The organism is Pseudomonas sp. Sample_21 (assembly GCF_004307525.1).
In the GTDB taxonomy this organism is placed as follows: domain Bacteria; phylum Pseudomonadota; class Gammaproteobacteria; order Pseudomonadales; family Pseudomonadaceae; genus Aquipseudomonas; species Aquipseudomonas atacamensis.
Genome location: NZ_RCNZ01000104.1, coordinates 13,126 through 35,242, shown reverse-complemented (window position 1 = coordinate 35,242; position 22,117 = coordinate 13,126). Strand labels below are relative to the sequence as shown.

Here is a 22,117-nt window from a genome sequence, read left to right as displayed (position 1 = left end):
TGTGAGAGCGAGCTTGCTCGCGAAGGCGGAGTGTCAGTCAATGATGATTTATCTGACCTGACGCATTCGCGAGCAAGCTCGCTCCCACAGGATGTCTCGACATTTTCAGCTAGCTTTTTTACTGGCCATGACTTTCGGGTAAAAGCGTTTTATCGCCAGATCGGCGTTGTCGATCAAGGTCATGCACGCCCACACGCCACGGGTCGAATCGCGCGCGGCGATGGCGTCGGCCATGTCTTTATGGATCGGCAAGGTGCGGCGCAGTTCATCGGGGTCGGCGGCGGAGACTTCGAACGACACCGCCAGCAACGCGCCGAGGGCCGGGACCATTTGTTCGATGAACTGATTATGGCTGGCGGCCAGGATGCATTCGTGGAAGGCCTGGTCGGCACGGTTGTAATCGATGCCACTGTCGACCGCACGTTCCAGTGCGTTGAAGGCCAGTTGCACCGCTTCGATCTGCTCCGGCGTCGCCCGCTCACAGGCCCAGCGCACCGCCATCGGCTCGATGGTGCGACGCAAATCCAGCAGGTCATCGACGAAGTTTTCCGGCAAGCCGTTGCGCGATAGCCAACCGACCACTTGCGGATCAAACAGATTCCAGCGCCGGACCGGCAACACCCGCGTGCCGACTTTCGGCCCGACTTCGAGCATACCTTTGGCGACGAGGGTTTTGATGGCTTCGCGAATCACCGTGCGGCTGACACCAAGCTGTTCGCCCAGATCCGCCTCGACCTTGATGGTCTGCCCCGGCTTGACCTGACCGGCAGCAATCCAACTGCCCAGCCAGTCAACGGTCGACGCATGAAAGCTGCTGGACATGTACACCTCACGGCGAATCGCGATGGGTGCCTACGCTAATCATCATACGAATAACAGTCAATCGGATTTTTTTCAGCTTGCACAAACCATTGTGGGAGCGAGCCTGCTCGCGAAAGCGTCGTGTCAGTCAACATTGCTACCGACTGATACAGCGCATTCGCGAGCAGGCTCGCTCCCACATTTTGATGTTGTGTCAGGGTTCCAGGCCGATGCGAAAGAATTCGCCGCCGCTCCACACGCCCAACCAGCGCTGGCCATCGATCTCGCGGCTCACCGCCAGTTCCACCAACTGGTAAAACACATTGCGGTGAATCAGCGCTTCAAGGTTGCTGCGCACATGCACATAAGGCGCAGGCTCCTGGGTCTCAGGATTGATCTCGACGCGGATCGGATGTTCAGCCCCCGCCTCGATGGTTTCCTCGACATTGGTGGTAAAGCGCAAAACCTGCGCCTCGCCCTCGCCTTGCACTTCCACGGCAACCGCCACGAACGGCGCGTCATCGACCTTGATCCCGACCTTCTCGACCGGGGTGATCAGGAAGTAATCATCGCCGTCGCGGCGGATGATGGTGGAGAACAGTTTGACCATTGGCTTGCGCCCGATCGGCGTGCCAAGGTAGTACCAGGTGCCGTCGCGGGCGATGCGCATGTCGATTTCGCCGCAGAAATCCGGGTTCCACAAATGCACCGGTGGCAGGCCTTTGGTCTTGGGGATCTGCCCCAGCAGGTCATTGGCTGTTTGCGGGTCACTCATGGCGTACTCCTTGATTACTGGTCGCCGATCCCCAGCAGGCTGCGTGCGTATTGCGCCAGCGGCGGACCGATGAGGTCTTCGGGTTTGGAGTCATGGAACGTCAGTAAACCGCCACGACTCTTGATCCGTGCAGTATCAATCAAATACTGGGTGCTGGTCTCGATCAACATGATCTGAATCACGCCGCCGTCGATACCGAGGCGATCCACGGCTTCCTGGTCCAGCCACTCGTCAGAGTTGCCGATGCGGTCGTCAGCCTTGGCGAAACGTGTGTACAGCAGATAATGCGCGCCGGCATCACGGGCTTCGCCCATGGCTTGATCGAGGCCTTCCGGCGCACGGGCGCGGCGGACCATCGGGAAATATTCGACAAAGCCCTTGAAGGCTTCTTCGGCGACCACGTTCGGCCGCGGATAGGAACCTCCCGGCGGTGCGAACGCACCCTGGGCGATGAAGATGAACGAGTCCGGCTGAATGCGGATATTGTTCACCCGGCGGCTGTCGCTGTGGTCCAGAAGCCCCGCATCGCTCATGTGATAACGAGTGCCTTCGGCCATATCGCTGACATTCATGCAGCCACCAAGCGCCAAAACGGCCAGCAGCAAAACCAGGCTACGCATCCTATTCCTCCAGAAGCCGGTGTCGGAAAACCGGCGAATGGCCGTTGGATGCAGCTTTTGCGCCAGCTCGGCATTTTCCTTGAAAGGCGTTCCCTGTGGGAGCGAGCCTGCTCGCGAAGGCGATGAATCAGCCGCCAATGATCTTCATGACGGTCGCACCACCGGAAAACGCCACTTCCTGCTTGTCACCCAACGCTTTGACCAGCAAACGTTGCAGCGCCGGCAACGCCTGGTGGCGCGGCTTGTCGAGCAGATCGCCGACATAGTGGCGGTTGCTCGACGACAAACAGCCATGCAGCCAACCGGTCGATGACAGGCGCAAGCGCGAACAAGTGCGGCAGAACGGCACGCTTTCGTTGGCGATCACTCCGAAATTGCCGCGACCGGGAATCGAGTAGCGCACAGCCGTGGCGTCCACCGGTGCGTCGGTCTGGGCGTATTCATAGCGCTCGCCAATCAGGCCGAGCAACTGCTCAAGGCTGACGAACTGCTGCAGGAAGGCATTGGAATCCTTGGCCAGGTGGCCCATGCGCATCAGCTCGATGAAGCGCAGTTCGAAGCCGCGCTCCAGACAGTAATCAAGCAACGGCATGACCTGATCGAGGTTCTGCCCGCGCAACGGCACCATGTTGACCTTGATCTTCATCCCGGCGGCGGCAGCCTGATCCATGCCACCGAGCACGCTGGCCAGATCGCCGCCACGGGCGATGCTGCGAAAAGCCGCGGCATCGAGAGTATCGAGGGAAACGTTGATTCGACGCAGACCGGCATCGACCAGCAGCGGCAGTTTTTTCGCGAGGAGTTGACCATTGGTGGTCAGGCTGATGTCGTCGAGGCCCATCTGGCCGACGGCAGTCATGAAGGATTCGAGTTTGGGGCTGACCAGTGGCTCGCCGCCAGTGATGCGCAGGCGCTCGATGCCGGCCGCTTCGATCAGGTATTCGACGCCGCGCGCCATGGCTTCGGCCGACAGTTCATCCTGCGCAGCGACCAACCGCTTGCCGTTGGGCACGCAGTAGGTACAGGCGTAATTGCAGGCAGAGGTCAGGCTGATGCGCAGATTGCGAAAACGCCTGCCTTGACGGTCAACGATCATGAAACACTCCGGCGAAAGAAAATCAAGCGAGCAAAACTTGACTGAGAAATCAGGTTTTAGCAAGCCCTAGGCCTGAGTATATTCCTGTGCTATTGCGCCATGTTGCGAAAACACGGCGCAATCAGCCCGCTGAATGACTTATGTGCTCGGCGTTTCCGGGTCGCGCTTGCGCTTGTTGCCCATGCGCACGCCGATGTCCATCAGGAACTGGAAGAAGCCTTCCTGATCTTCCAGCACGTTGCTCCAGAACGGCGAGTGATACAGCGCCACCGCGCCGTGCACCAGCGCCCAGGATGCGCAGTAGTGGAAGTACGGCGGCACGTCTTCGAGCTTGCCTTCGCTGATACGCCCCTTGATCAGCAGGGTCAGGCGTTCGAAGTTCGAGGCACGGATCTTGTGCAGCTCTTCGACCATCTCCGGCACCTGATTACCCTTGACCACTTTCTCTTCGAGACGGTCGAACAGGCGATAGCGCTGCGGGTCGCGCATGCGGAATTCGAAGTAGGCGCGCGACAGCGCTTCCTTGTCCTTGTCGACATCCGCCGAATGCAGCAGCTCGTTCAGATCGCGCTCGTAGTCGAGCATCAGGCGCAAGTAGATCTCCGCCTTGGATTTGAAGTGCTTGTAGATCGTGCCTTTGCCGATACCCACGGCATCAGCAATCATCTCGACGGTGACACTGTCTTCACCCTGGTCGAGGAACAGCTTGAGCGCGGTATCGAGAATTTCCTGCTCGCGGCGACGAAATTCACGGACCTTACGAGGTTCTTTATGCATAAGAAAAAGGTCTGAAGGGTCAAAATTCGAAGCCGCGTATTATGCCTAACTTGCGCAAAAAAGCACGGTTCATCGACCAAATCTGTGTTTCTTGTTCATTTCGAGAACGATTCGGGGGCAATGAGAACTCAACTGAAGCAAACGTATTCCAAATTTGTTTAAAAACCCCGACCGGCTCACTGGACTGCACGCCAGACTGATCAATACTTGAACTGTCGGGCGACATCTCCCCCAAGTGTCGTGCCGATAAAGGTACCAACGGACCGCGTGCCTTTGTTTTACTCCTAATGGTCTTAACCCGGATTCACCCCCCAGAACCCGGGTTTTTTTTGCCTGCGATTTGGCCAGCCGTCACAGGGCAGATTTAACAATCGCCAGCGGGAACAGACGCTTGAAGTTCTCTGTGGTCTGCTCGGCAAAGCGCTCGTAGTTCTCACCACGCAACATCGCCAGAAACTCCGCCACTTCGCGCACGTACTGCGGGAGGTTCGGCTTGCCGCGATACGGGATCGGCGCCAGGTACGGCGAGTCTGTTTCCACCAGCAGGCGATCGGCCGGCACTTTGCTCGCCACATCACGCAAGGCGTCGGCATTGCGGAACGTGACGATGCCCGACAGGGAAATGTAGTAGCCCATGTCCAGTGCCGCTTTGGCCATGTCCCAGTCTTCGGTGAAGCAATGCAACACACCGGCCTGAGGCAACGCCGCTTCGCGCAGCAGTTCCAGGGTGTCGGCACGGGCGCCACGGGTGTGGATGATCACCGGTTTGCCGGTCTGCTGCGCCGCTTGCAGGTGCAGGCGAAACGACTCCTGCTGCAACTCGGCAGCTTCCGGCTCGTAGTGATAGTCGAGACCGGTTTCGCCGATCGCCACCACTTTCGGGTGATCAAGTTCGTGCAGCAGCCAGTCCAGCGCAGGTGCCGCGCCCGGCTGCACATCCAGCGGATGCACGCCGACCGAGCAATCGACGTCGTCATAACGCTCGGCGAGGGCTTTGACGTCGGCGGCGTTGTCGGCGCTGACGCCGATGCACAGAAAATGTCCGACCCCACGCTCGCGGGCCGCAGCGAGTGCGGCATCCAGCGAGCCGTCATGGGCGGCGAGGTCGAGACGATCAAGGTGACAATGGGAATCTACGAGCATAAAAAGGACTGCAACTTACATCGTATGAGTGGGACGGTCGGATTTCAGCGCTCCGGCCAGATGAGTTTCGATGCGACTGCGCGCAGTGTCGTCGCCGTCATTGAACTGCACGCCGACACCGGCGGCGCGATTGCCTTGTGCGCCTTTGGGGGTGATCCAGGCGACTTTGCCGGCGACGGGGATTTTTTCCGCTTCGTCCATCAGGTGCAACAGCATGAACACCTCGTCGCCCAACCGGTAGCTTTTGTTGGTCGGGATGAACAGGCCACCATTCTTGATGAACGGCATGTAGGCGGCGTATAGCACCGACTTGTCCTTGATGGTCAGGGACAAGATGCCGTTACGCGGCCCCGGGCTGACAGGTTCAATCATGTTCACCTCCACTGCTGATCTTCAGAGTCTAGGTACACATTCTTATCTTTGACCAGGCAATCCCACCCATTGCACCAACAATGCTTCCAGCAACAGGGCCGGATTGAGGTTGGCCTTGCTCAACACTTTCTGCCGTTGGGCGAGAATCCAGTCCTGAATATCCAGCACTTTGCCCTGCGCGCTCTTTTGGGCCAGGTACTGCACGACCTTGCGCATATCGGCCAGGCCAAGGCCGCCTTCGTCCTGAGTCAGTTGATAGCGCAGGATCAGGCTCGACCAGTCGCAGAACCAGTCGAACAGACGCAACATCGGAATGCTTTTCCACTCTTCCGCCAGTTGCGTCGGCGATTGCTGGCCCTTGAGCAACTTCTTCACGCCTTCGACCACTTGTGCACGTTGTTCACGCACACCCTGGGCTTGCAGGCTGACCGCCATCAGCGGCGAGCCGGCGGCCAGCGTCAGCAGTTCGACGCGTTCGTCTTCCGCGCAATCCGGCAGCGCCTGGGCCAGCCATTGCAGGCTCATCGCCTCGCCAGGCAGCGGGCAGGCCTGCTGCACGCAACGGCTCTTGATGGTTGGCAATAAACGGCTTGGCTGGTGGCTGACCAATAGCAGCACGGTATCGCCGGACGGTTCTTCAAGGCTTTTGAGCAAGGCGTTGGCAGCGTTGATGTTCATCGACTCGACCGGCTCGATCAACACCACTTTGCGCCCGCCGAGCTGCGCAGTCTGCACGACGAAACTGACCAGATCACGAACCTGATCGACCTTGATCGCCTTGTCCGCCTCTTCCGGTTCCAGGATGTAATTGTCCGGATGACTGCCGGCCTTGAGCAGCAAGCAGGATTTGCACTCGCCGCACGCCTCAGGCGTAGGACGCTGACACAGCAGGCTGGCCATCAGGCGTTCGGCCAGAGCACGTTTGCCGATACCGGCGGGACCGTGCAGCAGGTACGCGTGGGCATGCTGACTGCGTCCGGCCAGTTGCTGCCAGAGGCTGTCCTGCCATGGATAGGCCTCAGCCACGAGCCAGCTCCAGCAGATTCGGCAGCAAGGTGTCCAGCGATTGCTGGACCTTGGCCAGTGGCTGACCGGCATCGATGCGCACGTAACGCGATGGGTCGGCTTCGGCGCGCTTCAGGAACGCATTGCGCACGTTCTCGAAAAATGCCCGGCCTTCGAGTTCGAAACGGTCCAGGCGACCACGGGCACTGGCGCGGGCCAGACCGATCTCTACGGGCAGATCGAAAATAAGTGTCAGATCGGGCCGCAAGTCGCCCTGCACGAAAGTTTCCAGGGTGGCGATGCGTTCCAGCGACAAACCACGACCGCCGCCCTGATAGGCGTATGTCGAGTCGGTGAAACGATCACACAGCACCACAGCGCCACGGGCCAGCGCAGGGCGAATCACCTCGGCCAGGTGCTGGGCGCGCGCGGCGAACACCAGCAACAGCTCGGCGTCCGGATGCATCACTTCGTCGGCCGGGGTCAGCAGAACGTCACGAATCCGCTCGGCCAGCGGCGTACCGCCAGGCTCACGGGTGAGCAGCACTTCGATACCGGCGGCGCGCAGGCGCTCGGCGAGGTATTCGCGATTGGTGCTCTTGCCCGCGCCTTCCGGGCCTTCCAGGGTAATAAACAAGCCAGTCACAGGCAGTCCTTCATCAAAGTCATTGCGCGTTCTGTGGTGCAGCGGCGTCCGGTTCTTGGGCTGGCGCCGGATCTTGCGGCGGCGCTTTCGATGGCACTTCGGGCAGCACCTCGGGCGCGGTGTTCGGCGAGGCCGCCGGAATGGCCTCATCGGTGGCCGGCGCGGTTACTGGTGCCGGGCTGGAACGGTAATCGGCACGGCGCTTGAGCTGGTATTCGCGCACTGCGTTGTTGTGCGCATCCAGATCATCGGAGAACACATGGCTGCCATCGCCACGGGCGACGAAATACAGGCTGCTGCCCTCCACCGGGTTGAGCGCAGCATGAATCGCTTCGCGCCCGACCATCGCAATCGGCGTCGGCGGCAAGCCTGGAATCACGTAGGTGTTGTAAGGCGTCGGCTCTTTCAAATGTGCGCGGGTCAGTTTGCCGGTGTAGCGATCACCGAGGCCATAAATCACCGTCGGATCGGTCTGCAACTGCATGCCCAGCGCCATGCGCCGTACAAAGACGCCGGCAATCTGCCCGCGCTCCTGCGGAACGCCGGTCTCTTTCTCGACCAGCGAGGCCATGATCAGCGCTTGATAAGGTTCGCTGTAAGGCACGTCGGCAGAACGCTGCGCCCACTCTTTGGCGAGCACCTCATCGAGACGATCAAAGGCTTTTTTCAACAGCTCGGCATCGGACATGCCGCGCACGAAGCGATAGGTATCCGGGAAAAACCGGCCTTCCGGGAACAAGCCTTTGTGGCCGATCTTCGCCATGACGTCGCTGTCGCTCAGGCCGGTGAGGGTCTGCTCGAGCTTGTCGTCCTTGGCCAGGGCGGCGCGCACTTGATGGAAAGTCCAGCCTTCGACCAGGGTCAGGCTGTACTGAACCACGTCGCCGCGCTTCCACGAATCGATCAGACCGTTGACGGTCATGCCCGGCTGCATGCGGTACTCGCCGCTGTGAATCGGCGTGCCGGCAAGATTGAAGCGCCAGTAGACGCGCAGCCAGAACGCGTCCTTGATGACGCCATCGGTTTCGAGTTCAAGGAAGGTACGGGTCGGTGTAGAGCCTTTCGGCACATCCAGCAGTTGTTCCTGCGGGATGTTCAGGGGCTGTTCCAGCGCCGAATGAATTTTCCAGGCGCTGGCGCCCAACAGCAGCCCTGCCAGAACCAGTCCGGTTTCCAGCAGCAGCAAAAGTTTACGTCTCACGAATCAAGCATCCAGTAGCGCGCGGGCAATGGTTTGCAGTTTACGGGTGAGCGGGCCAACCGGCCAGCTCAGTGCAGCACAGGCGCGTACCGGCCAGACGCCATAAACGCTGTTGCAGACAAACACTTCATCAACCCATTGCAGCTGTTCGAGGCTGATATCGGCGATTTGCGTGGAGATAGCCAGTGACTCGGCCTGAAACAAAATTTCCGCGCGCATCACCCCAGCGACGCCGCAGCGCTTCAAGTCGGGCGTGATCAAGCCACCGTCGCGCACCAGGAAAATATTGCTGTACACACCTTCGACGACGCGCCCGGCCTGATCAAGCATCAAGCCTTCGGCATGCTCGCTGTCCTGCCACTCGGCGCGGGCGAGTACCTGTTCCAGTCGATTCAGATGTTTGAGCCCGGCCAACAACGGCTGCGTAGATAAACGCGTGTTGCAGGGAAACAGGCGGATGCCGTGCTCGGCATGGGCAGCAGGATAAGCCGCCGGCGGATTGCCTTGCAGAATGCGTCGGCCCTGCGCCGCAGGATCGGGCGCATAACCGCGCAAGCCGTCGCCACGCGTGAGGATGAGCTTGAGCACGCCCTCGCCCATCGCAGCGGCATAGCTGAGCAGCTCATGGCGAACCAGCTCGAGATCGGTCGCAATGGCCAGACGCGCGCAGCCATCGGCCAGGCGCGTCAGGTGTCGATCCAGCAGGACCGGCTGTCCACTGCGCACGGCAATGGTCTCGAACAGACCATCGCCGTAAGCCAGGCCGCGATCTTTCAGCGACAGCACGTCAGCCGGTTGACCGTCGACCCAGCTGTCCATCAGCCGGCGAACCGACGGAACGCCAGCGTGCCGTTGGTGCCGCCAAAACCGAAGGAGTTGGACAGCACGACATCGATGTCCATGTTACGCGCGGTGTGCGCAACGAAATCGAGATCGCAGCCTTCGTCCGGTTCATCAAGGTTGATGGTCGGCGGTGCCACCTGGCTGTTGATCGCCAGCACGCTGAAAATCGCTTCGACCGCGCCCGCCGCACCCAACAGGTGGCCGGTCATCGACTTGGTCGAGCTGACGGCCAGCTTGTAGGCGTGATCGCCGAACACCGACTTGATCGCGTTGGCTTCGGCAAGGTCGCCGGCCGGCGTCGAGGTGCCGTGGGCGTTGATGTACTGCACTTGGTCGACGTTGATTTTCGCATCGCGCAGGGCATTGGTGATGCAGCGCGCGGCACCGGCGCCATCGGCGGGTGGCGAGGTCATGTGGAACGCATCGCCACTGGTGCCGAAACCGATCAGCTCGGCATAGATCGTCGCGCCACGGGCCTTGGCGTGTTCCAGTTCTTCAAGAACCAGAGCGCCGGCACCGTCGGACAGGACGAAACCGTCCCGACCCTTGTCCCATGGACGGCTGGCGCGGGTCGGCTCGTCGTTGCGGGTCGACAGCGCACGGGACGCGCCGAAGCCGCCCATGCCCAGACCGCAAGCGGCCATTTCCGCGCCGCCGGCAATCATCACGTCGGCTTCGTCGTACATGATGTTGCGCGCCGCCATGCCGATGCAGTGCGTACCGGTGGTGCACGCGGTGGCGATGGCGTAGTTGGGTCCCTGTGCGCCCAGATGGATCGACAGGAAACCGGAAATCATATTGATGATCGAGCCAGGCACAAAGAACGGCGAGATCCGTCGTGGACCGGTCTCGTGCAGGGTGCGGCTGGTCTCTTCGATGTTGGTCAGACCGCCGATACCCGAACCCATGGCCACGCCAATGCGTTCACGGTTGGCATCGGTGACTTCCAGGCCGGCGTTGCGCACGGCTTGAAAGCCTGCGGCGAGGCCGTACTGAATGAACAGGTCGAGCTTGCGCGCTTCCTTGACCGACAGGTATTCCTCGACATTGAAGCCTTTGACCGAACCACCGAAGCGGGTCGAATAGGCAGAAAGGTCGGTGTGTTCGATCAGACCAATGCCACTGCGGCCAGCCAGAATGCCCTGCCAACTGCTCGGCACATCCGTGCCCAGTGGCGACAACATACCCATACCGGTGACTACGACGCGTCTACGCGACACAGCACTCTCCTTTTTCAAATGACGACTTTGCATCAGGCCTAAAGAAAAAACCGCACGCCATGATGGCAGTGCGGTTTTTCCATGACAGCAAGCAACGATTACAAACTGTTACGCCTGGTGGCTGGTAACGTAGTCGATTGCAGCTTGTACAGTAGTGATCTTTTCAGCTTCTTCGTCAGGGATTTCGGTCTCGAATTCCTCTTCCAGAGCCATCACCAGCTCAACGGTGTCAAGGGAGTCGGCACCCAGGTCTTCTACGAAGGAAGCGGTGTTGACCACTTCTTCTTCTTTAACACCCAGTTGCTCGGCAACGATTTTCTTGACGCGCTCTTCGATGGTGCTCATACCTTGTTTTCACTCCTAATGGACAAATTCAGGCAGCTGGCCAGTGGGTAAGTGTATAGAAAGCCTTTTCAGTTTTTCAACTGAAAGCTTCACTCCTCAAACCCTGCGGCCCTCTGCCTATAAATAGATTGCAGCTTTATAACGGATTTTAGACAGCTCGTATGACATTTTTTTGAAGCAATCCGTCACATTTTACTTACATGTACATCCCACCGTTCACCGGGATTGTAGCCCCGGTAACGTATGCCGCACCGTCGGATGCAAGAAAAGCGACCACGGACGCGATCTCTTGAGCTTGCCCCAGACGACCCAGCGGAATCTGCGTCTGCAAGGCTTCACGCTGTGCTTCAGGCAGCTCGCGGGTCATATCGGTGTCGATGAACCCAGGGGTTACCGAGTTGACCGTAATCGAACGCGAACCGACTTCACGCGCCATCGCCCGGCTGAAACCTTCCAGACCGGCTTTGGCGGCTGCATAGTTTACTTGGCCGGCGTTGCCCATGGCACCCACCACCGAGCCAATACTGATAATTCGACCCCAGCGCGCCTTGGTCATGCCACGCAAAACGCCCTTGGACAGGCGATACAGACTGTTCAGGTTGGTATCGATCACGTCGTACCACTCGTCGTCTTTCATGCGCATCATCAGGTTATCGCGGGTGATGCCGGCATTATTGACCAGAATCGCCACCGGCGCACCGAACTGCTCCTGAATGCCTGCCAGCACGGCGCTGACCGATTCGTCGCTGGTGACATTGAGTTCGAAACCGGCGCCCTGGATACCGTGTTCCTTCAGGGTCGCGGCAATGCGCTCGGCGCCCGACGCGGAGGTCGCGGTGCCGACAACGATGGCGCCCTGACGACCCAGTTCCAGCGCGATGGCCTGGCCGATACCGCGGCTTGCACCGGTAACCAGTGCAACTTTACCTTGCAGACTCATGCAAGTTTCTCCTGATTCAGGCCTGCGCTGCGCGAGCGGCAGCGAAGGCATCTGGGGTATTGAGATTGGAAGTCGAAACGCCTTCGGCGCAACGTTTGTTCAGGCCAGCGAGGACTTTGCCCGGGCCGCATTCGACCAGATTGGTCGCGCCCTTGGCGGCTAAAGTCTGCACCGACTCAACCCAGCGCACTGGCTTGTAGAGCTGTTCGAGCAGATCACGCTTGAGGGTTTCCAGATCGGCCGGCACTTGCGCGCTGACGTTCTGCACCACCGGGATCTGCGGCGCCTGCCAGTCGATGGCGGCGATGGATTCAGCGAAGCGCTCTGCAGCCGGACGCATCAGCTCGCAGTGCGACGGCACGCTCACTGGCAACGGCATGGCGCGCTTGGCACCACGGGCCTTGCAACCCTCGATGGCGCGCTCGACGGCCGCCTTGGCACCGGCGATCACCACTTGGCCCGGCGAGTTGAAGTTCACCGCGCTGACGACTTCGCCTTGCGCCGCTTCGGCGCAGGCAGCCAGCACGTCGGCATCTTCCAGGCCGAGGATCGCGGCCATGCCGCCCTGCCCGGCCGGCACCGCTTCCTGCATCAACTGACCACGGCGCTCGACGAGCTTGACCGCGTCAGCCAGGGTCAGGCTGCCGGCGGCAACCAGCGCACTGTATTCACCCAGGCTGTGGCCGGCGACGAACGCCGGACGCGCGCCGCCTTCGGCCAGCCACAGACGCCACAGGGCGATCGAAGCGGTCAGAATGGCCGGTTGGGTTTTGTCGGTTTGATTGAGCAGCTCTTCCGGGCCCTGCTGAGTCAGTGCCCACAGGTCGTAGCCCAGCGCAGCAGAGGCTTCTTGAAAGGTTTCGAGGATCAGCGGATGTTGCGCGCCCAGCTCGGCCAGCATGCCGAGGGACTGCGAACCCTGTCCTGGAAAGACGAATGCGAGGGAAGCAGACATGTAACAAGCCCCTAATGATCTTGTCGTCGGAAAATAACGCCCCGTTCGGGACGTCAGAAACTGACAGTTTGGATGACCCTTTGAACCGGGCGGTCACATTTAAGCATTGTCCGACGAAAACGCCTAAGACAACAGTTCCTCCAGACGACCGTGGAGACGCTCGGGCAGGTTCTCCTGAATCTCGATCAGCGCCCGCTGAATGGCACTCTGAAAGCCCTGCACCCCGGCCGATCCGTGGCTTTTCACAACGATGCCCTGCAAGCCGAGAAAGCTTGCGCCATTATGTCGCGCCGGGGCCAGATCAGCTTGCAGACGCTTCATCAACGGCAGCGCGAGAGCGCCCACAGCACGCGAGGCTAAGTTTTTCTTGAACAACGCCTCGATGCGCGCCGCAATCATCGTCGCCAGACCTTCGCTGGACTTGAGCAGGATGTTGCCGACGAAGCCGTCACACACCACCACGTCGGCCTCACCGCGATACAAGCCGTCGCCTTCGATAAAACCGATGTAGTTGATCCCGCGCGCGGCCTGCAACAACGTTGCGGCCAGTTTGACCTGCTGATTGCCCTTGATGTCCTCGGTGCCGATGTTCAGCAGTGCCACACGCGGACGGGCGATACCCAAAGTCTGCGCGGCCACCGAACCCATCACCGCGAACTGCAACAGATGCTCGGCACTGCAATCGACGTTGGCGCCCAGATCGAGCAGCTGGCAATAACCGGTCTGCGTCGGAATCGCCGCGACCATGGCCGGACGATCAATGCCCGGCAATGTCTTCAACACGAAACGCGACAAGGCCATCAACGCACCGGTATTGCCGGCACTGACACAGGCCTGCACCTTGCCATCGCGCAGCAGTTCGAGGGCCACACGCATCGACGAATCCGGCTTGCCACGCAGGGCCTGAGCGGGTTTTTCGTCCATGGTGATGACTTCGCTGGCCGCAACAATCGTCAGGCGCGCGCGATCGGCAGCCGACTGGCCGTTGATCAGTTCTTCAAGAAGGGAGGGTTGACCGACAAGGGTCAGGTGCAGCGAGGGTGTAGCAGACAGGCAAGCGAGACTGGCCTGAACAATGCTGCGGGGACCGAAGTCCCCGCCCATTGCGTCAATCGCGATGACTTGAGCAGACAAGTGATTACTCGTCAGCGCCCTTGTCGATCACTTTACGGCCACGGTATACGCCTTCTGGCGATACGTGGTGACGCAGGTGAACTTCACCAGTGGTTTTTTCTACAGACAGGGTGCTAGCCTCGAGAGCGTCGTGCGAACGGCGCATGTCACGGGCAGAGCGGGATTTTTTGTTCTGCTGAACAGCCATAATTGATTAACTCCTAAACGTTTGGGTCACGCTTTAACTGCGCCAATACACTGAACGGGTTGGACCGCGTTACCTCGTCCTCGCTCGGTTCGGGCTCATCTGCTCCCGCCGGCTGCTGGCATTCTTCCGGATGATGAGCAGGCACAATGGGCAAGGCGAGCAAAAGCTCCTCCTCGATCAGTGACTGCAGATCCAATGGATCTTCGCCCAGTTCCAGCACGTCATAACCTTTCGGCAACGACTGGGTATTCGCACCCTCCTTCACCACCGCGTAACTGCATTCGCTGTGGATCGGCAGGGTGACCAGCTCAAGACAACGCTGGCAAACCATTTTGACTTCGGTGTCGATAAAGCTGTGGATGACCACAGACTTACGTTCATCTCGTTCAAAAACGAATTTTGCCTGCACCGTACCGACATCGTCGGAAAGCGGGTCGCAGAGTCTCTTCAAATCGGCCAGCAGCAGTTCACCTTGAAGGGTGGTGCCACGGTCAGCCAATTTGCGCGGGTCAACGTGAGGTGGAATCGGGTCATTCAACATAGGCGCAGCATTATAGGGATGCACCCACCCATGTCAAAGGAAATTGTGCCCTGTCCGTCACTTGCGCGCCTCCGCTAGAATCCGCACCTGCCTCAGGAGACGTCCATGCTGCCTTTATTACTCGCTTCAAGCTCGACTTATCGCCGCGAATTGCTCGCCCGCCTGCACTTGCCGTTCGTCTGCAGCTCGCCGGACATCGACGAAAGCCATCGCCCGGGCGAGTCCGCAATCGACCTGGTCAAACGCCTCGCCGAAGAAAAGGCCCGCGCCCTGGCGGACAGCCACCCTGCTCATCTGATCATTGGCTCGGATCAGGTCGCCGTCCTCGGCGAACAGATCATCGGCAAGCCGCACACCTTCGAGAAGGCTCGCGAGCAATTGATGGCGGCGAGCGGCGCGAGCGTGACCTTCCTGACCGGCCTGGCACTGCTCAACAGCCACACCGGGCAATGCCAGGTCGACTGCGTGCCGTTTACCGTGCACATGCGTCAGCTGGATCAGGCGCGCATCGAACGCTACCTGCGCATCGAGCAACCGTACGACTGCGCCGGCAGCTTCAAGGCCGAAGGACTGGGCGTGAGCCTGTTTCAATCGACCGAAGGCCCGGATGCCACCAGCCTGATCGGCCTGCCGCTGATTCGCCTGATCGACATGTTGTTGGTCGAAGGCGTGCAAATCCCTTAAAAGCAAAAGATCGCAGCCTTCGGCAGCTCCTACACCGATCCGTGCAAGAGTTGCCGCCGACTGCGATCTTTCGATCTTGAACCGTCTTACCGCAACGACGGCCCGTGAAAACCCATCCACATCGCCAACTGCTCTGCCACGCTGGCGCCGAGCTTTTTCGAGAAGCGATCGAACGGCGATTCCTGCACGGTGAAGTCCACCAGCTCCTTCTCGCCAATCACATCACGCGCCACCGAACTGGCACTGCCCAAGCCATCGATCAGACCCAGCGGCAGCGCCTGCTCACCCGACCAGACCAGCCCGGAAAACAGCTCCGGATGCTCTTTGTCCTTCAGGCGATCACCACGACCCTGCTTGACGCTGTTGATGAACTGCTTGTGAGTGGTGTCGAGCACGCTTTGCCAGAAGGCGGTTTCTTCAGGCTTTTGCGGCTGGAACGGATCAAGGAATGCCTTGTGCTCACCCGAGGTGTAGGTGCGACGCTCAACCCCAAGCTTTTCCATGGTGCCGACAAAACCGTAACCCGCTGCTGTCACGCCGATTGAGCCGACCAGACTGGCCTTGTCGGCGTAGATCTGATCCGCTGCGCTGGCGATGTAATAGGCGCCCGAAGCACCAAGATCGGAAATCACTGCGTAGAGCTTGATCTCCGGGTGCAAAGCTCGCAGACGCTTGATCTCATCATAGACATAACCGGACTGCACCGGACTGCCGCCCGGACTGTTGATGCGCAGGACCACGCCCTTGACCTTTTTGTCTTCGAACGCCGCGCGCAGGCTGCCAACGATATTGTCGGCGCTGGCCGGCTCCTTGTCGGCGATTACACCGTCGATCTCGATCAACGCCGTGTAGTTCGGGCCGCGGGTGGCGCTTTTTTCCATGTCCATCAGCGGCGTGAACAGCAGCAGCGCAACGAAAAGATAAACAAACGTCAGCAGCTTGAAGAAAATCCCCCAGCGCCGCGAACGGCGTTGTTCCTGCACGCCGGCCAGCAAAGTCTTTTCCAACAGCTTCCAGCTTTTCGCGTCACCGTCGTCGGCACTTGCCTTGGCCGGTGCTTTCCATTCGTCGGTCATGCCATCTACCCCAGCAAAAACGTATTAAGCCCGCTGACCCAGCCAGGCGTGCAATTGAGAAAAACGGTCGATCGACAGGCGTGGCTCGAACTGCTGCAGGGACTCGATCGATTGCGCGCCATAACTGACCGCCACCGAATCCATCCCCGCGTTGCGCGCCATCAGCAGATCGAACGACGAATCACCGACCATCAAAGCCTGCTCCGGGCGTACGCCGCAGTGGCTGACAATCTGCTCAAGCATCAGAGGGTGTGGCTTGCTGGCAGTTTCATCGGCAGCGCGGGTGATATCGAAATAATCTTCCCAGCCATTGGCCTTGAGCACCCGATCCAGTCCGCGACGGTTCTTGCCGGTCGCTACCGCCAGGTGATAACCCTGCTCGCGAAACGATGCCATCGACTCGACCACGCCCTCGAACAGCGGCGAAGGCACGGCTTCGGCAGCGATGTAGTGATCGGCGTAGTACTCGCGAAACGCGAGCATTTCTGCGTCGCTGATTTCGGGATATAGGGTGCGAATCGCTTCCGGCAAACCAAGACCGATGATGCCTTTGACGGCGAAGTCATCGCGCAGCTCGAAACCGGAACGCCCGGACGCCGAGTGCATCGCCTCGACGATCCGATGAATGGAATCGGCGAGGGTGCCGTCCCAGTCGAAAATCAACAGCTTGTAATCAGATGGGCGCACTCAATCGCTCCACGGTCTTGGCCCACATTTCATCGACGGGCGCTTGCAGATTCAGCTTGCCGCCGTCGGGCAGCGGCACGGTCAGCATGTAGGCGTGCAGGAACAGGCGCTTACCACCCAGATCGCGGATTTCCTTGGTGAAATCCTCGTCGCCATACTTGCTGTCACCGGCAATGCAATGGCCAGCATGCAAGGTGTGCACGCGAATCTGGTGGGTACGACCGGTAACCGGTTTCGCCTCGACCATGGTGGCAAAATCGCCGAAGCGGCGCAGCACCTTGAATAGCGTCAGGGCTTCTTTGCCCTCGTCATTGACTTCGACCATGCGCTCGCCGGAGCGCAGATTGCTCTTGAGCAACGGTGCGCGAACCTGCTTGATCGAGGTTGCCCAGTTGCCACGGACCAGCGCCATGTAGCGCTTGTCGACGCCATCGCCGCGCAACTGCTCGTGCAGGTGGCGCAACATGCTGCGCTTCTTGGCGATCATCAGCAGGCCGGAGGTGTCACGGTCGAGACGGTGAACCAGCTCCAGCTCCTTGGCGTCGGGACGCAACTGACGAAAGGCTTCGATCACGCCGAAATTCAGCCCGCTGCCGCCATGAACCGCAATGCCGGCGGGCTTGTTGATCACGATCAGGGCCTTGTCTTCGAAGACGATCGAGGCTTCCAGGCGCTGCAACAGCCCCTGGGCCAGCGGCACCGGTTCGTCGCGCTCAGGCACGCGAACCGGCGGCACGCGTACGATATCGCCGGCCTGCAGCTTGTATTCGGGCTTGATCCGACCTTTGTTCACACGCACTTCGCCTTTGCGCAAAATGCGGTAAATCAAGGTCTTGGGCACGCCTTTGAGCCGGGCGAGGAGAAAGTTGTCGATTCGTTGGCCGGCATACTCCGGCGAGACTTCAAGCAGTTGAACGCCTGGAGTCGAAGGGGCAGTAGTTGTCATGCCGCGGATGATAACAATTTTTATGGAATTGAAGCACTTAATCATTGCTGCTATAGTCGCGAACGCCGCCAAAAGCGGCCTGGACAGCGGAACCACGGTCAAAGACCGGCCCTGACCAACGCAATTCACCAGGGCGCGAGGCCGTCCTACGGGGCTTTCGCTACGTAACGGTGGAGTTTGCGGTTGTAACGAGCGCAGGTGACATGAGGCCTGAATTACACCGCCGAGCAGAGTTCTCACTCGCCCGGCAGGCAACATTCAAGGCCAGTTCACAAAGTGCAGTCGACTGCGAATGACCCCGAGCGATTGCTTCGGAAACATCGCCTGAATTAGCCATGATGCGTGACCTCCCCTTTCGGAGCTCACGGTAAATGCCAACCCGCTGCGGATTCTGCGCGCGGCAGCACCCGAATTATCAGGGATACGTGTAGGGTGGAGATGCACAACCGCCGGACTGTGTAGCAACAAGCTTTGATCAAGACGCTTCATCTCGTCCACAGCCGCTGGTTGATTCCTCCTCCTGACTGAGTGCTTAAGTAGCCACAGCAAGCAGGACGCGTACGTCGCGGTATCGGCCCAATTGGCCGCACATCGCTGGACACGGGAATGGCCAACCACTCCCGACGCACCTGACACCGACCGTGAGAAGTCGTGTGTGCCGAACGCCGTTTCCGGCAGCCCGGAAACCGACGGTACTACATGAAAAGAATGCTGATTAACGCAACTCAACCCGAAGAGTTGCGTGTTGCACTGGTAGATGGCCAGCGCCTCTACGACCTGGACATCGAATCCGGTGCACGCGAGCAGAAGAAGGCCAACATCTATAAAGGCCGTATCACTCGCATCGAACCAAGCCTTGAGGCTGCCTTTGTCGATTTCGGCTCCGAGCGCCACGGCTTCCTGCCCCTCAAAGAAATCTCCCGCGAATACTTCAAGAAAGCCCCAGAAGGCCGCGTCAACATCAAGGACGTCCTGAGCGAAGGCCAGGAAGTCATCGTTCAGGTCGAGAAAGAAGAACGTGGCAACAAGGGCGCCGCCCTGACCACCTTCATCAGCCTGGCCGGTCGTTACCTCGTACTGATGCCGAACAACCCGCGTGCCGGCGGCATCTCCCGTCGCATCGAAGGTGAAGAGCGCAACGAACTGCGTGAAGCGCTGAACGGCCTGGTTGCTCCGGCCGACATGGGTCTGATCGTGCGCACTGCCGGCCTGGGCCGCAGCAGCGAAGAAATGCAGTGGGACCTCGATTACCTGCTGCAACTGTGGACCGCCATCAAAGAAGCCTCGCTGGATCGCTCCGCGCCATTCCTGATCTACCAGGAAAGCAACGTGATCATCCGCGCCATCCGCGATTACCTGCGCCAGGACATCGGCGAAGTGCTGATCGACAGCGTTGAAGCCCAGGACGAAGCCCTGACCTTCATCCGCCAGGTGATGCCGCAGTACGCCAGCAAGATCAAGCTGTACGAAGACAGCGTGCCGCTGTTCAACCGTTTCCAGATCGAAAGCCAGATCGAGACCGCATTCCAGCGCGTCGTCGAACTGCCTTCCGGCGGCTCCATCGTCATCGATCCGACCGAAGCCCTGGTGTCCATCGACATCAACTCGGCGCGCGCCACCAAAGGCAGCGACATCGAAGAAACCGCCCTGCAGACCAACCTTGAAGCCGCCGAAGAAATCGCCCGTCAGTTGCGCCTGCGCGACATCGGCGGCCTGATCGTCATCGACTTCATCGACATGACCCCGGCCAAGAACCAGCGCGCCGTGGAAGAGAAAGTCCACGAATGCCTGGAAGCTGACCGCGCCCGTGTGCAGATCGGTCGCATCTCGCGTTTCGGCCTGCTGGAAATGTCCCGTCAGCGCCTGCGTCCATCGCTGGGCGAAAGCAGCGGCATCGTCTGCCCGCGTTGCAACGGCACCGGCATCATCCGTGACGTTGAATCGCTGTCGCTGGCCATTCTGCGCCTGATCGAAGAAGAAGCCCTGAAAGACCGCACCGCCGAAGTTCGCGCGCAAGTGCCGATCCCGGTCGCTGCGTTCCTGCTCAACGAAAAACGCAACTCGATCACCAAGATCGAACTGCGCACCCGTGCCCGTATCGTCATTCTGCCGAACGATCACCTCGAGACGCCGCACTTTGAAGTTCAGCGTCTGCGTGACGACAGCCCGGAAGCCGCGACCAACCAGTCCAGCTACGAAATCGCTGCCGCCGCTGCCGAAGTCGAAGAAGTCCAGCCAGCCGCTGCGACTCGCACTCTGGTTCGCCAGGAAGCTGCAGTGAAAACCGCGCCGGCCCGTGCCAATGCACCGGTGCCGACTGAAGTTGCCCCTGCCGCACCTGCTCCTGCACCGGTTGCCGCACCTGAGCCTAGCCTGTTCAAGGGCCTGGTGAAGTCGCTGGTCAGCCTGTTCGCCACCAAGGAAGAGCCAGCCGCACCGGTCGCGGTTGCGAAACCGGCTGCCACCGAGCGTCCTGCCCGCAACGAAGAGCGCCGCAACGGTCGTCAGCAGAGCCGCAACCGTAACGGTCGCCGCGATGAAGAACGCAAGCCGCGCGAAGAACGTGCTCCACGTGAAGAGCGCGCACCACGCGAGCCGCGCGAAGAGCGCCAGCCACGTGAAGCCCGCGAGCCGCGTGAAACCCGCAGCGAAGCGCCGGTAGCCCGCGAAGAGCGCGCACCACGTGCCCCGCGTGAAGAACGTGCACCGCGTGCCCCACGTGAAGATCGCAAGCCGCGTGGCGAGCGTGAAGAACGCGTGCGTGAACTGCGCGAGCCGCTGGACGCCGCGCCAGCCGCAGCCGCAGCCGTTGCTGCCGTGACCGCTGAAGAGCGTCCGGCCCGTCAGCCACGCGAAGAACGCGCTCCGCGTCCACCGCGTGAAGAGCGTCAACCGCGTGCCGAGCAGGCCGCTGCTGCCGTCGCTGAAGAAGAAGTGAACAGCAACAACGAAGAGCAACTGCCGGAAGACGGTCAGGACAACGCCGAAGGCGATCGTCCACGTCGTCGCTCCCGTGGCCAGCGTCGTCGCAGCAACCGTCGCGAGCGTCAACGTGATGCCAACGGCAACGTGATCGAAGGTTCGGAAGAATCCGAGTCCGCTGAAAACGCTGGCGAGCCAAGCACTGCCGATCTGGCCGCTGGCCTGGCCGTCACCGCCGCCGTTGCCAGCAGCACCATCAGCGCTCCGGCAGAAGCCCAAGCCCACGAGCAGGCTGAACGCGCCACCGCCGCCACACTGGAAACTGCTCCAGTCGAAACGCCGGCTGTCGAAGCCACCACACCAGTGGAAGTGACTGCTGCACCGGAAATCGAAGTCGCTCCGGTCCGCGAAGCTCAACCTCAGGCTGAAGCAACTGCCGAACCGGAAGCTGTCGTCGAAGCACCAGCGGCCGTCACTGAGCCAGCGGTAGAAACCGTCAGCGAAAACGTGACCAAAACCGTGCGTGAAGTTCGCGAAGAGCAGACTGCGTTCAACTGGGTTGCCGAGCCAGCCGTCACCGAAGCCCCAGTGCCAGTCGCTGAAGCCGAAGTGCCGCAAGCCATGGTTTCCGAGCCAGTAGTTGCAGCAGCAGAGCCGGCGCCGACACCAGTAGTTGAAGCTCCGGTTGCCGAAGCTCAGGTTGAAGAAGCACCAGCCGCAGTCGAAGCGCCAGCGCCAGTGGTTGAAGCGCCGGCTCCGGTCAGCGCCCTGACGCCGAACGGCCGCGCGCCAAACGACCCGCGTGAAGTGCGTCGTCGCAAGCGTGAAGCCGAGCGTCTGCAGAAGGAAGCCGAACTGGCTGCCGCTGCGGCCCCTGTGGCTGCCGAACCGGCCCCTGCAGCTGAAGTGACCGAGGCAGCTCCTGCCCCGGTCGCGGAAGAAGCAACGGTAGAATCGGTGATCGCTGAAGCACCACGCTCCGTTCAGGACGCGGTTGAACAGCGCGAAGAAGCTCAGGAAAAAGAGCACGAGCCTAAACCACTCGTGTAATTCCTGAAGCCATTAAAAAGCCCCGCCTGGTGAAAGCCTGGCGGGGCTTTTTATTGCCTGAAATACCGGCATCATCCACAACCTTTGTGGGAGCGAGCCTGCTCGCGAAGGCGGTGGGTCAGACAATATTCATGTAACTGAACCAGCGCAT

23 protein-coding genes are annotated in these 22,117 nt (G+C 60.2%); 2 read left to right on the top strand and 21 right to left on the bottom strand.

The window, feature by feature from the left end; genetic code table 11:
* Nucleotides 1-105 precede the first annotated feature (105 nt).
* The 18 genes from D8U71_RS19440 to D8U71_RS19350 all read right to left on the bottom strand — a co-directional run bounded on the left by D8U71_RS19440 (nucleotide 106) and on the right by D8U71_RS19350 (nucleotide 14,601).
* The gene (locus tag D8U71_RS19440) at nucleotides 106-822 is read right to left on the bottom strand and encodes a FadR/GntR family transcriptional regulator (protein ID WP_130888455.1); all 717 of its coding nucleotides are present in this window, start codon (nucleotides 820-822) and stop codon (nucleotides 106-108) included.
* 193 nt (nucleotides 823-1,015) lie between these two features.
* On the bottom strand, nucleotides 1,016-1,576 hold the full coding sequence (locus D8U71_RS19430) for a DUF1285 domain-containing protein (protein WP_125926401.1): 561 nt from the start codon (nucleotides 1,574-1,576) through the stop codon (nucleotides 1,016-1,018).
* Nucleotides 1,577-1,590: 14 nt separating this feature from the next.
* The gene (locus D8U71_RS19425; RefSeq protein WP_024013915.1) at nucleotides 1,591-2,196 is read right to left on the bottom strand and encodes a DUF4823 domain-containing protein; all 606 of its coding nucleotides are present in this window, start codon (nucleotides 2,194-2,196) and stop codon (nucleotides 1,591-1,593) included.
* Nucleotides 2,197-2,323: 127 nt separating this feature from the next.
* The gene (locus tag D8U71_RS19420; RefSeq protein ID WP_125926402.1) at nucleotides 2,324-3,292 is read right to left on the bottom strand and encodes a radical SAM protein; all 969 of its coding nucleotides are present in this window, start codon (nucleotides 3,290-3,292) and stop codon (nucleotides 2,324-2,326) included.
* A gap of 138 nt (nucleotides 3,293-3,430) precedes the next feature.
* Nucleotides 3,431-4,069 carry a TetR/AcrR family transcriptional regulator gene (locus D8U71_RS19415; protein WP_016770981.1) on the bottom strand — a complete coding sequence of 213 codons (639 nt, stop codon included), beginning with the start codon at nucleotides 4,067-4,069 and terminating at the stop codon, nucleotides 3,431-3,433.
* Between the two features lie 351 nt (nucleotides 4,070-4,420).
* On the bottom strand, nucleotides 4,421-5,212 hold the full coding sequence (locus tag D8U71_RS19410; protein WP_130888453.1) for a TatD family hydrolase: 792 nt from the start codon (nucleotides 5,210-5,212) through the stop codon (nucleotides 4,421-4,423).
* Nucleotides 5,213-5,227: 15 nt separating this feature from the next.
* A complete protein-coding gene (locus tag D8U71_RS19405) occupies nucleotides 5,228-5,584 on the bottom strand; it encodes a PilZ domain-containing protein (RefSeq protein WP_016770983.1) in 357 nt (118 codons plus the stop codon).
* A gap of 42 nt (nucleotides 5,585-5,626) precedes the next feature.
* On the bottom strand, nucleotides 5,627-6,610 hold the full coding sequence (locus tag D8U71_RS19400; protein WP_130888452.1) for a DNA polymerase III subunit delta': 984 nt from the start codon (nucleotides 6,608-6,610) through the stop codon (nucleotides 5,627-5,629).
* The gene (gene tmk, locus D8U71_RS19395; RefSeq protein ID WP_016770985.1) at nucleotides 6,603-7,235 is read right to left on the bottom strand and encodes a dTMP kinase; all 633 of its coding nucleotides are present in this window, start codon (nucleotides 7,233-7,235) and stop codon (nucleotides 6,603-6,605) included. The genes D8U71_RS19400 and tmk overlap by 8 nt, the downstream gene beginning before the upstream one ends.
* A gap of 19 nt (nucleotides 7,236-7,254) precedes the next feature.
* Nucleotides 7,255-8,436 (bottom strand): endolytic transglycosylase MltG, encoded by a 1,182-nt coding sequence (gene mltG / locus D8U71_RS19390; RefSeq protein ID WP_016770986.1) that lies wholly within the window; start codon nucleotides 8,434-8,436, stop codon nucleotides 7,255-7,257.
* Nucleotides 8,437-8,439: 3 nt separating this feature from the next.
* Nucleotides 8,440-9,255, bottom strand: a complete 816-nt coding sequence (gene pabC, locus D8U71_RS19385; RefSeq protein WP_125926404.1) for an aminodeoxychorismate lyase — start codon at nucleotides 9,253-9,255, stop codon at nucleotides 8,440-8,442.
* Nucleotides 9,255-10,499: a beta-ketoacyl-ACP synthase II gene (gene fabF, locus D8U71_RS19380; RefSeq protein ID WP_038860467.1), complete on the bottom strand. Its 1,245-nt coding sequence runs from the start codon at nucleotides 10,497-10,499 to the stop codon at nucleotides 9,255-9,257. The genes pabC and fabF overlap by 1 nt, the downstream gene beginning before the upstream one ends.
* Nucleotides 10,500-10,607: 108 nt before the next feature.
* Complete coding sequence (gene acpP, locus D8U71_RS19375) at nucleotides 10,608-10,844, bottom strand: acyl carrier protein (RefSeq protein WP_003175607.1); 237 nt, start codon at nucleotides 10,842-10,844, stop codon at nucleotides 10,608-10,610.
* Between the two features lie 196 nt (nucleotides 10,845-11,040).
* On the bottom strand, nucleotides 11,041-11,784 hold the full coding sequence (gene fabG / locus D8U71_RS19370) for a 3-oxoacyl-ACP reductase FabG (RefSeq protein WP_130888451.1): 744 nt from the start codon (nucleotides 11,782-11,784) through the stop codon (nucleotides 11,041-11,043).
* Nucleotides 11,785-11,800: 16 nt separating this feature from the next.
* Nucleotides 11,801-12,739: an ACP S-malonyltransferase gene (gene fabD, locus D8U71_RS19365; RefSeq protein WP_056788244.1), complete on the bottom strand. Its 939-nt coding sequence runs from the start codon at nucleotides 12,737-12,739 to the stop codon at nucleotides 11,801-11,803.
* Between the two features lie 123 nt (nucleotides 12,740-12,862).
* Complete coding sequence (gene plsX, locus D8U71_RS19360; RefSeq protein ID WP_130888450.1) at nucleotides 12,863-13,873, bottom strand: phosphate acyltransferase PlsX; 1,011 nt, start codon at nucleotides 13,871-13,873, stop codon at nucleotides 12,863-12,865.
* 4 nt (nucleotides 13,874-13,877) lie between these two features.
* Nucleotides 13,878-14,060 carry a 50S ribosomal protein L32 gene (gene rpmF, locus D8U71_RS19355; protein WP_003179396.1) on the bottom strand — a complete coding sequence of 61 codons (183 nt, stop codon included), beginning with the start codon at nucleotides 14,058-14,060 and terminating at the stop codon, nucleotides 13,878-13,880.
* Nucleotides 14,061-14,073: 13 nt separating this feature from the next.
* Nucleotides 14,074-14,601 carry a YceD family protein gene (locus D8U71_RS19350; RefSeq protein WP_003204262.1) on the bottom strand — a complete coding sequence of 176 codons (528 nt, stop codon included), beginning with the start codon at nucleotides 14,599-14,601 and terminating at the stop codon, nucleotides 14,074-14,076.
* A gap of 105 nt (nucleotides 14,602-14,706) precedes the next feature.
* Here D8U71_RS19350 and D8U71_RS19345 point away from each other — a divergent pair, with 105 nt between their 5' ends.
* Nucleotides 14,707-15,285: a nucleoside triphosphate pyrophosphatase gene (locus tag D8U71_RS19345; RefSeq protein WP_016770991.1), complete on the top strand. Its 579-nt coding sequence runs from the start codon at nucleotides 14,707-14,709 to the stop codon at nucleotides 15,283-15,285.
* An 86-nt stretch (nucleotides 15,286-15,371) separates the two neighbouring features.
* Here D8U71_RS19345 and sppA read toward each other — a convergent pair whose 3' ends face one another.
* From sppA to rluC, 3 genes are read right to left on the bottom strand one after another with little or no spacing between them, the layout of a single operon-like run.
* Entirely contained in the window at nucleotides 15,372-16,361 is a 990-nt protein-coding gene (sppA, locus tag D8U71_RS19340) for a signal peptide peptidase SppA (protein ID WP_076563808.1), read from the bottom strand.
* A 24-nt stretch (nucleotides 16,362-16,385) separates the two neighbouring features.
* Nucleotides 16,386-17,048 (bottom strand): HAD-IA family hydrolase, encoded by a 663-nt coding sequence (locus tag D8U71_RS19335; protein WP_041479448.1) that lies wholly within the window; start codon nucleotides 17,046-17,048, stop codon nucleotides 16,386-16,388.
* Nucleotides 17,035-17,994: a 23S rRNA pseudouridine(955/2504/2580) synthase RluC gene (rluC, locus tag D8U71_RS19330; RefSeq protein WP_016770994.1), complete on the bottom strand. Its 960-nt coding sequence runs from the start codon at nucleotides 17,992-17,994 to the stop codon at nucleotides 17,035-17,037. The genes D8U71_RS19335 and rluC overlap by 14 nt, the downstream gene beginning before the upstream one ends.
* Before the next feature lie 699 nt (nucleotides 17,995-18,693).
* Here rluC and rne point away from each other — a divergent pair.
* Entirely contained in the window at nucleotides 18,694-21,966 is a 3,273-nt protein-coding gene (gene rne, locus D8U71_RS19320; protein ID WP_130888449.1) for a ribonuclease E, read from the top strand.
* Nucleotides 21,967-22,117 lie beyond the last annotated feature (151 nt).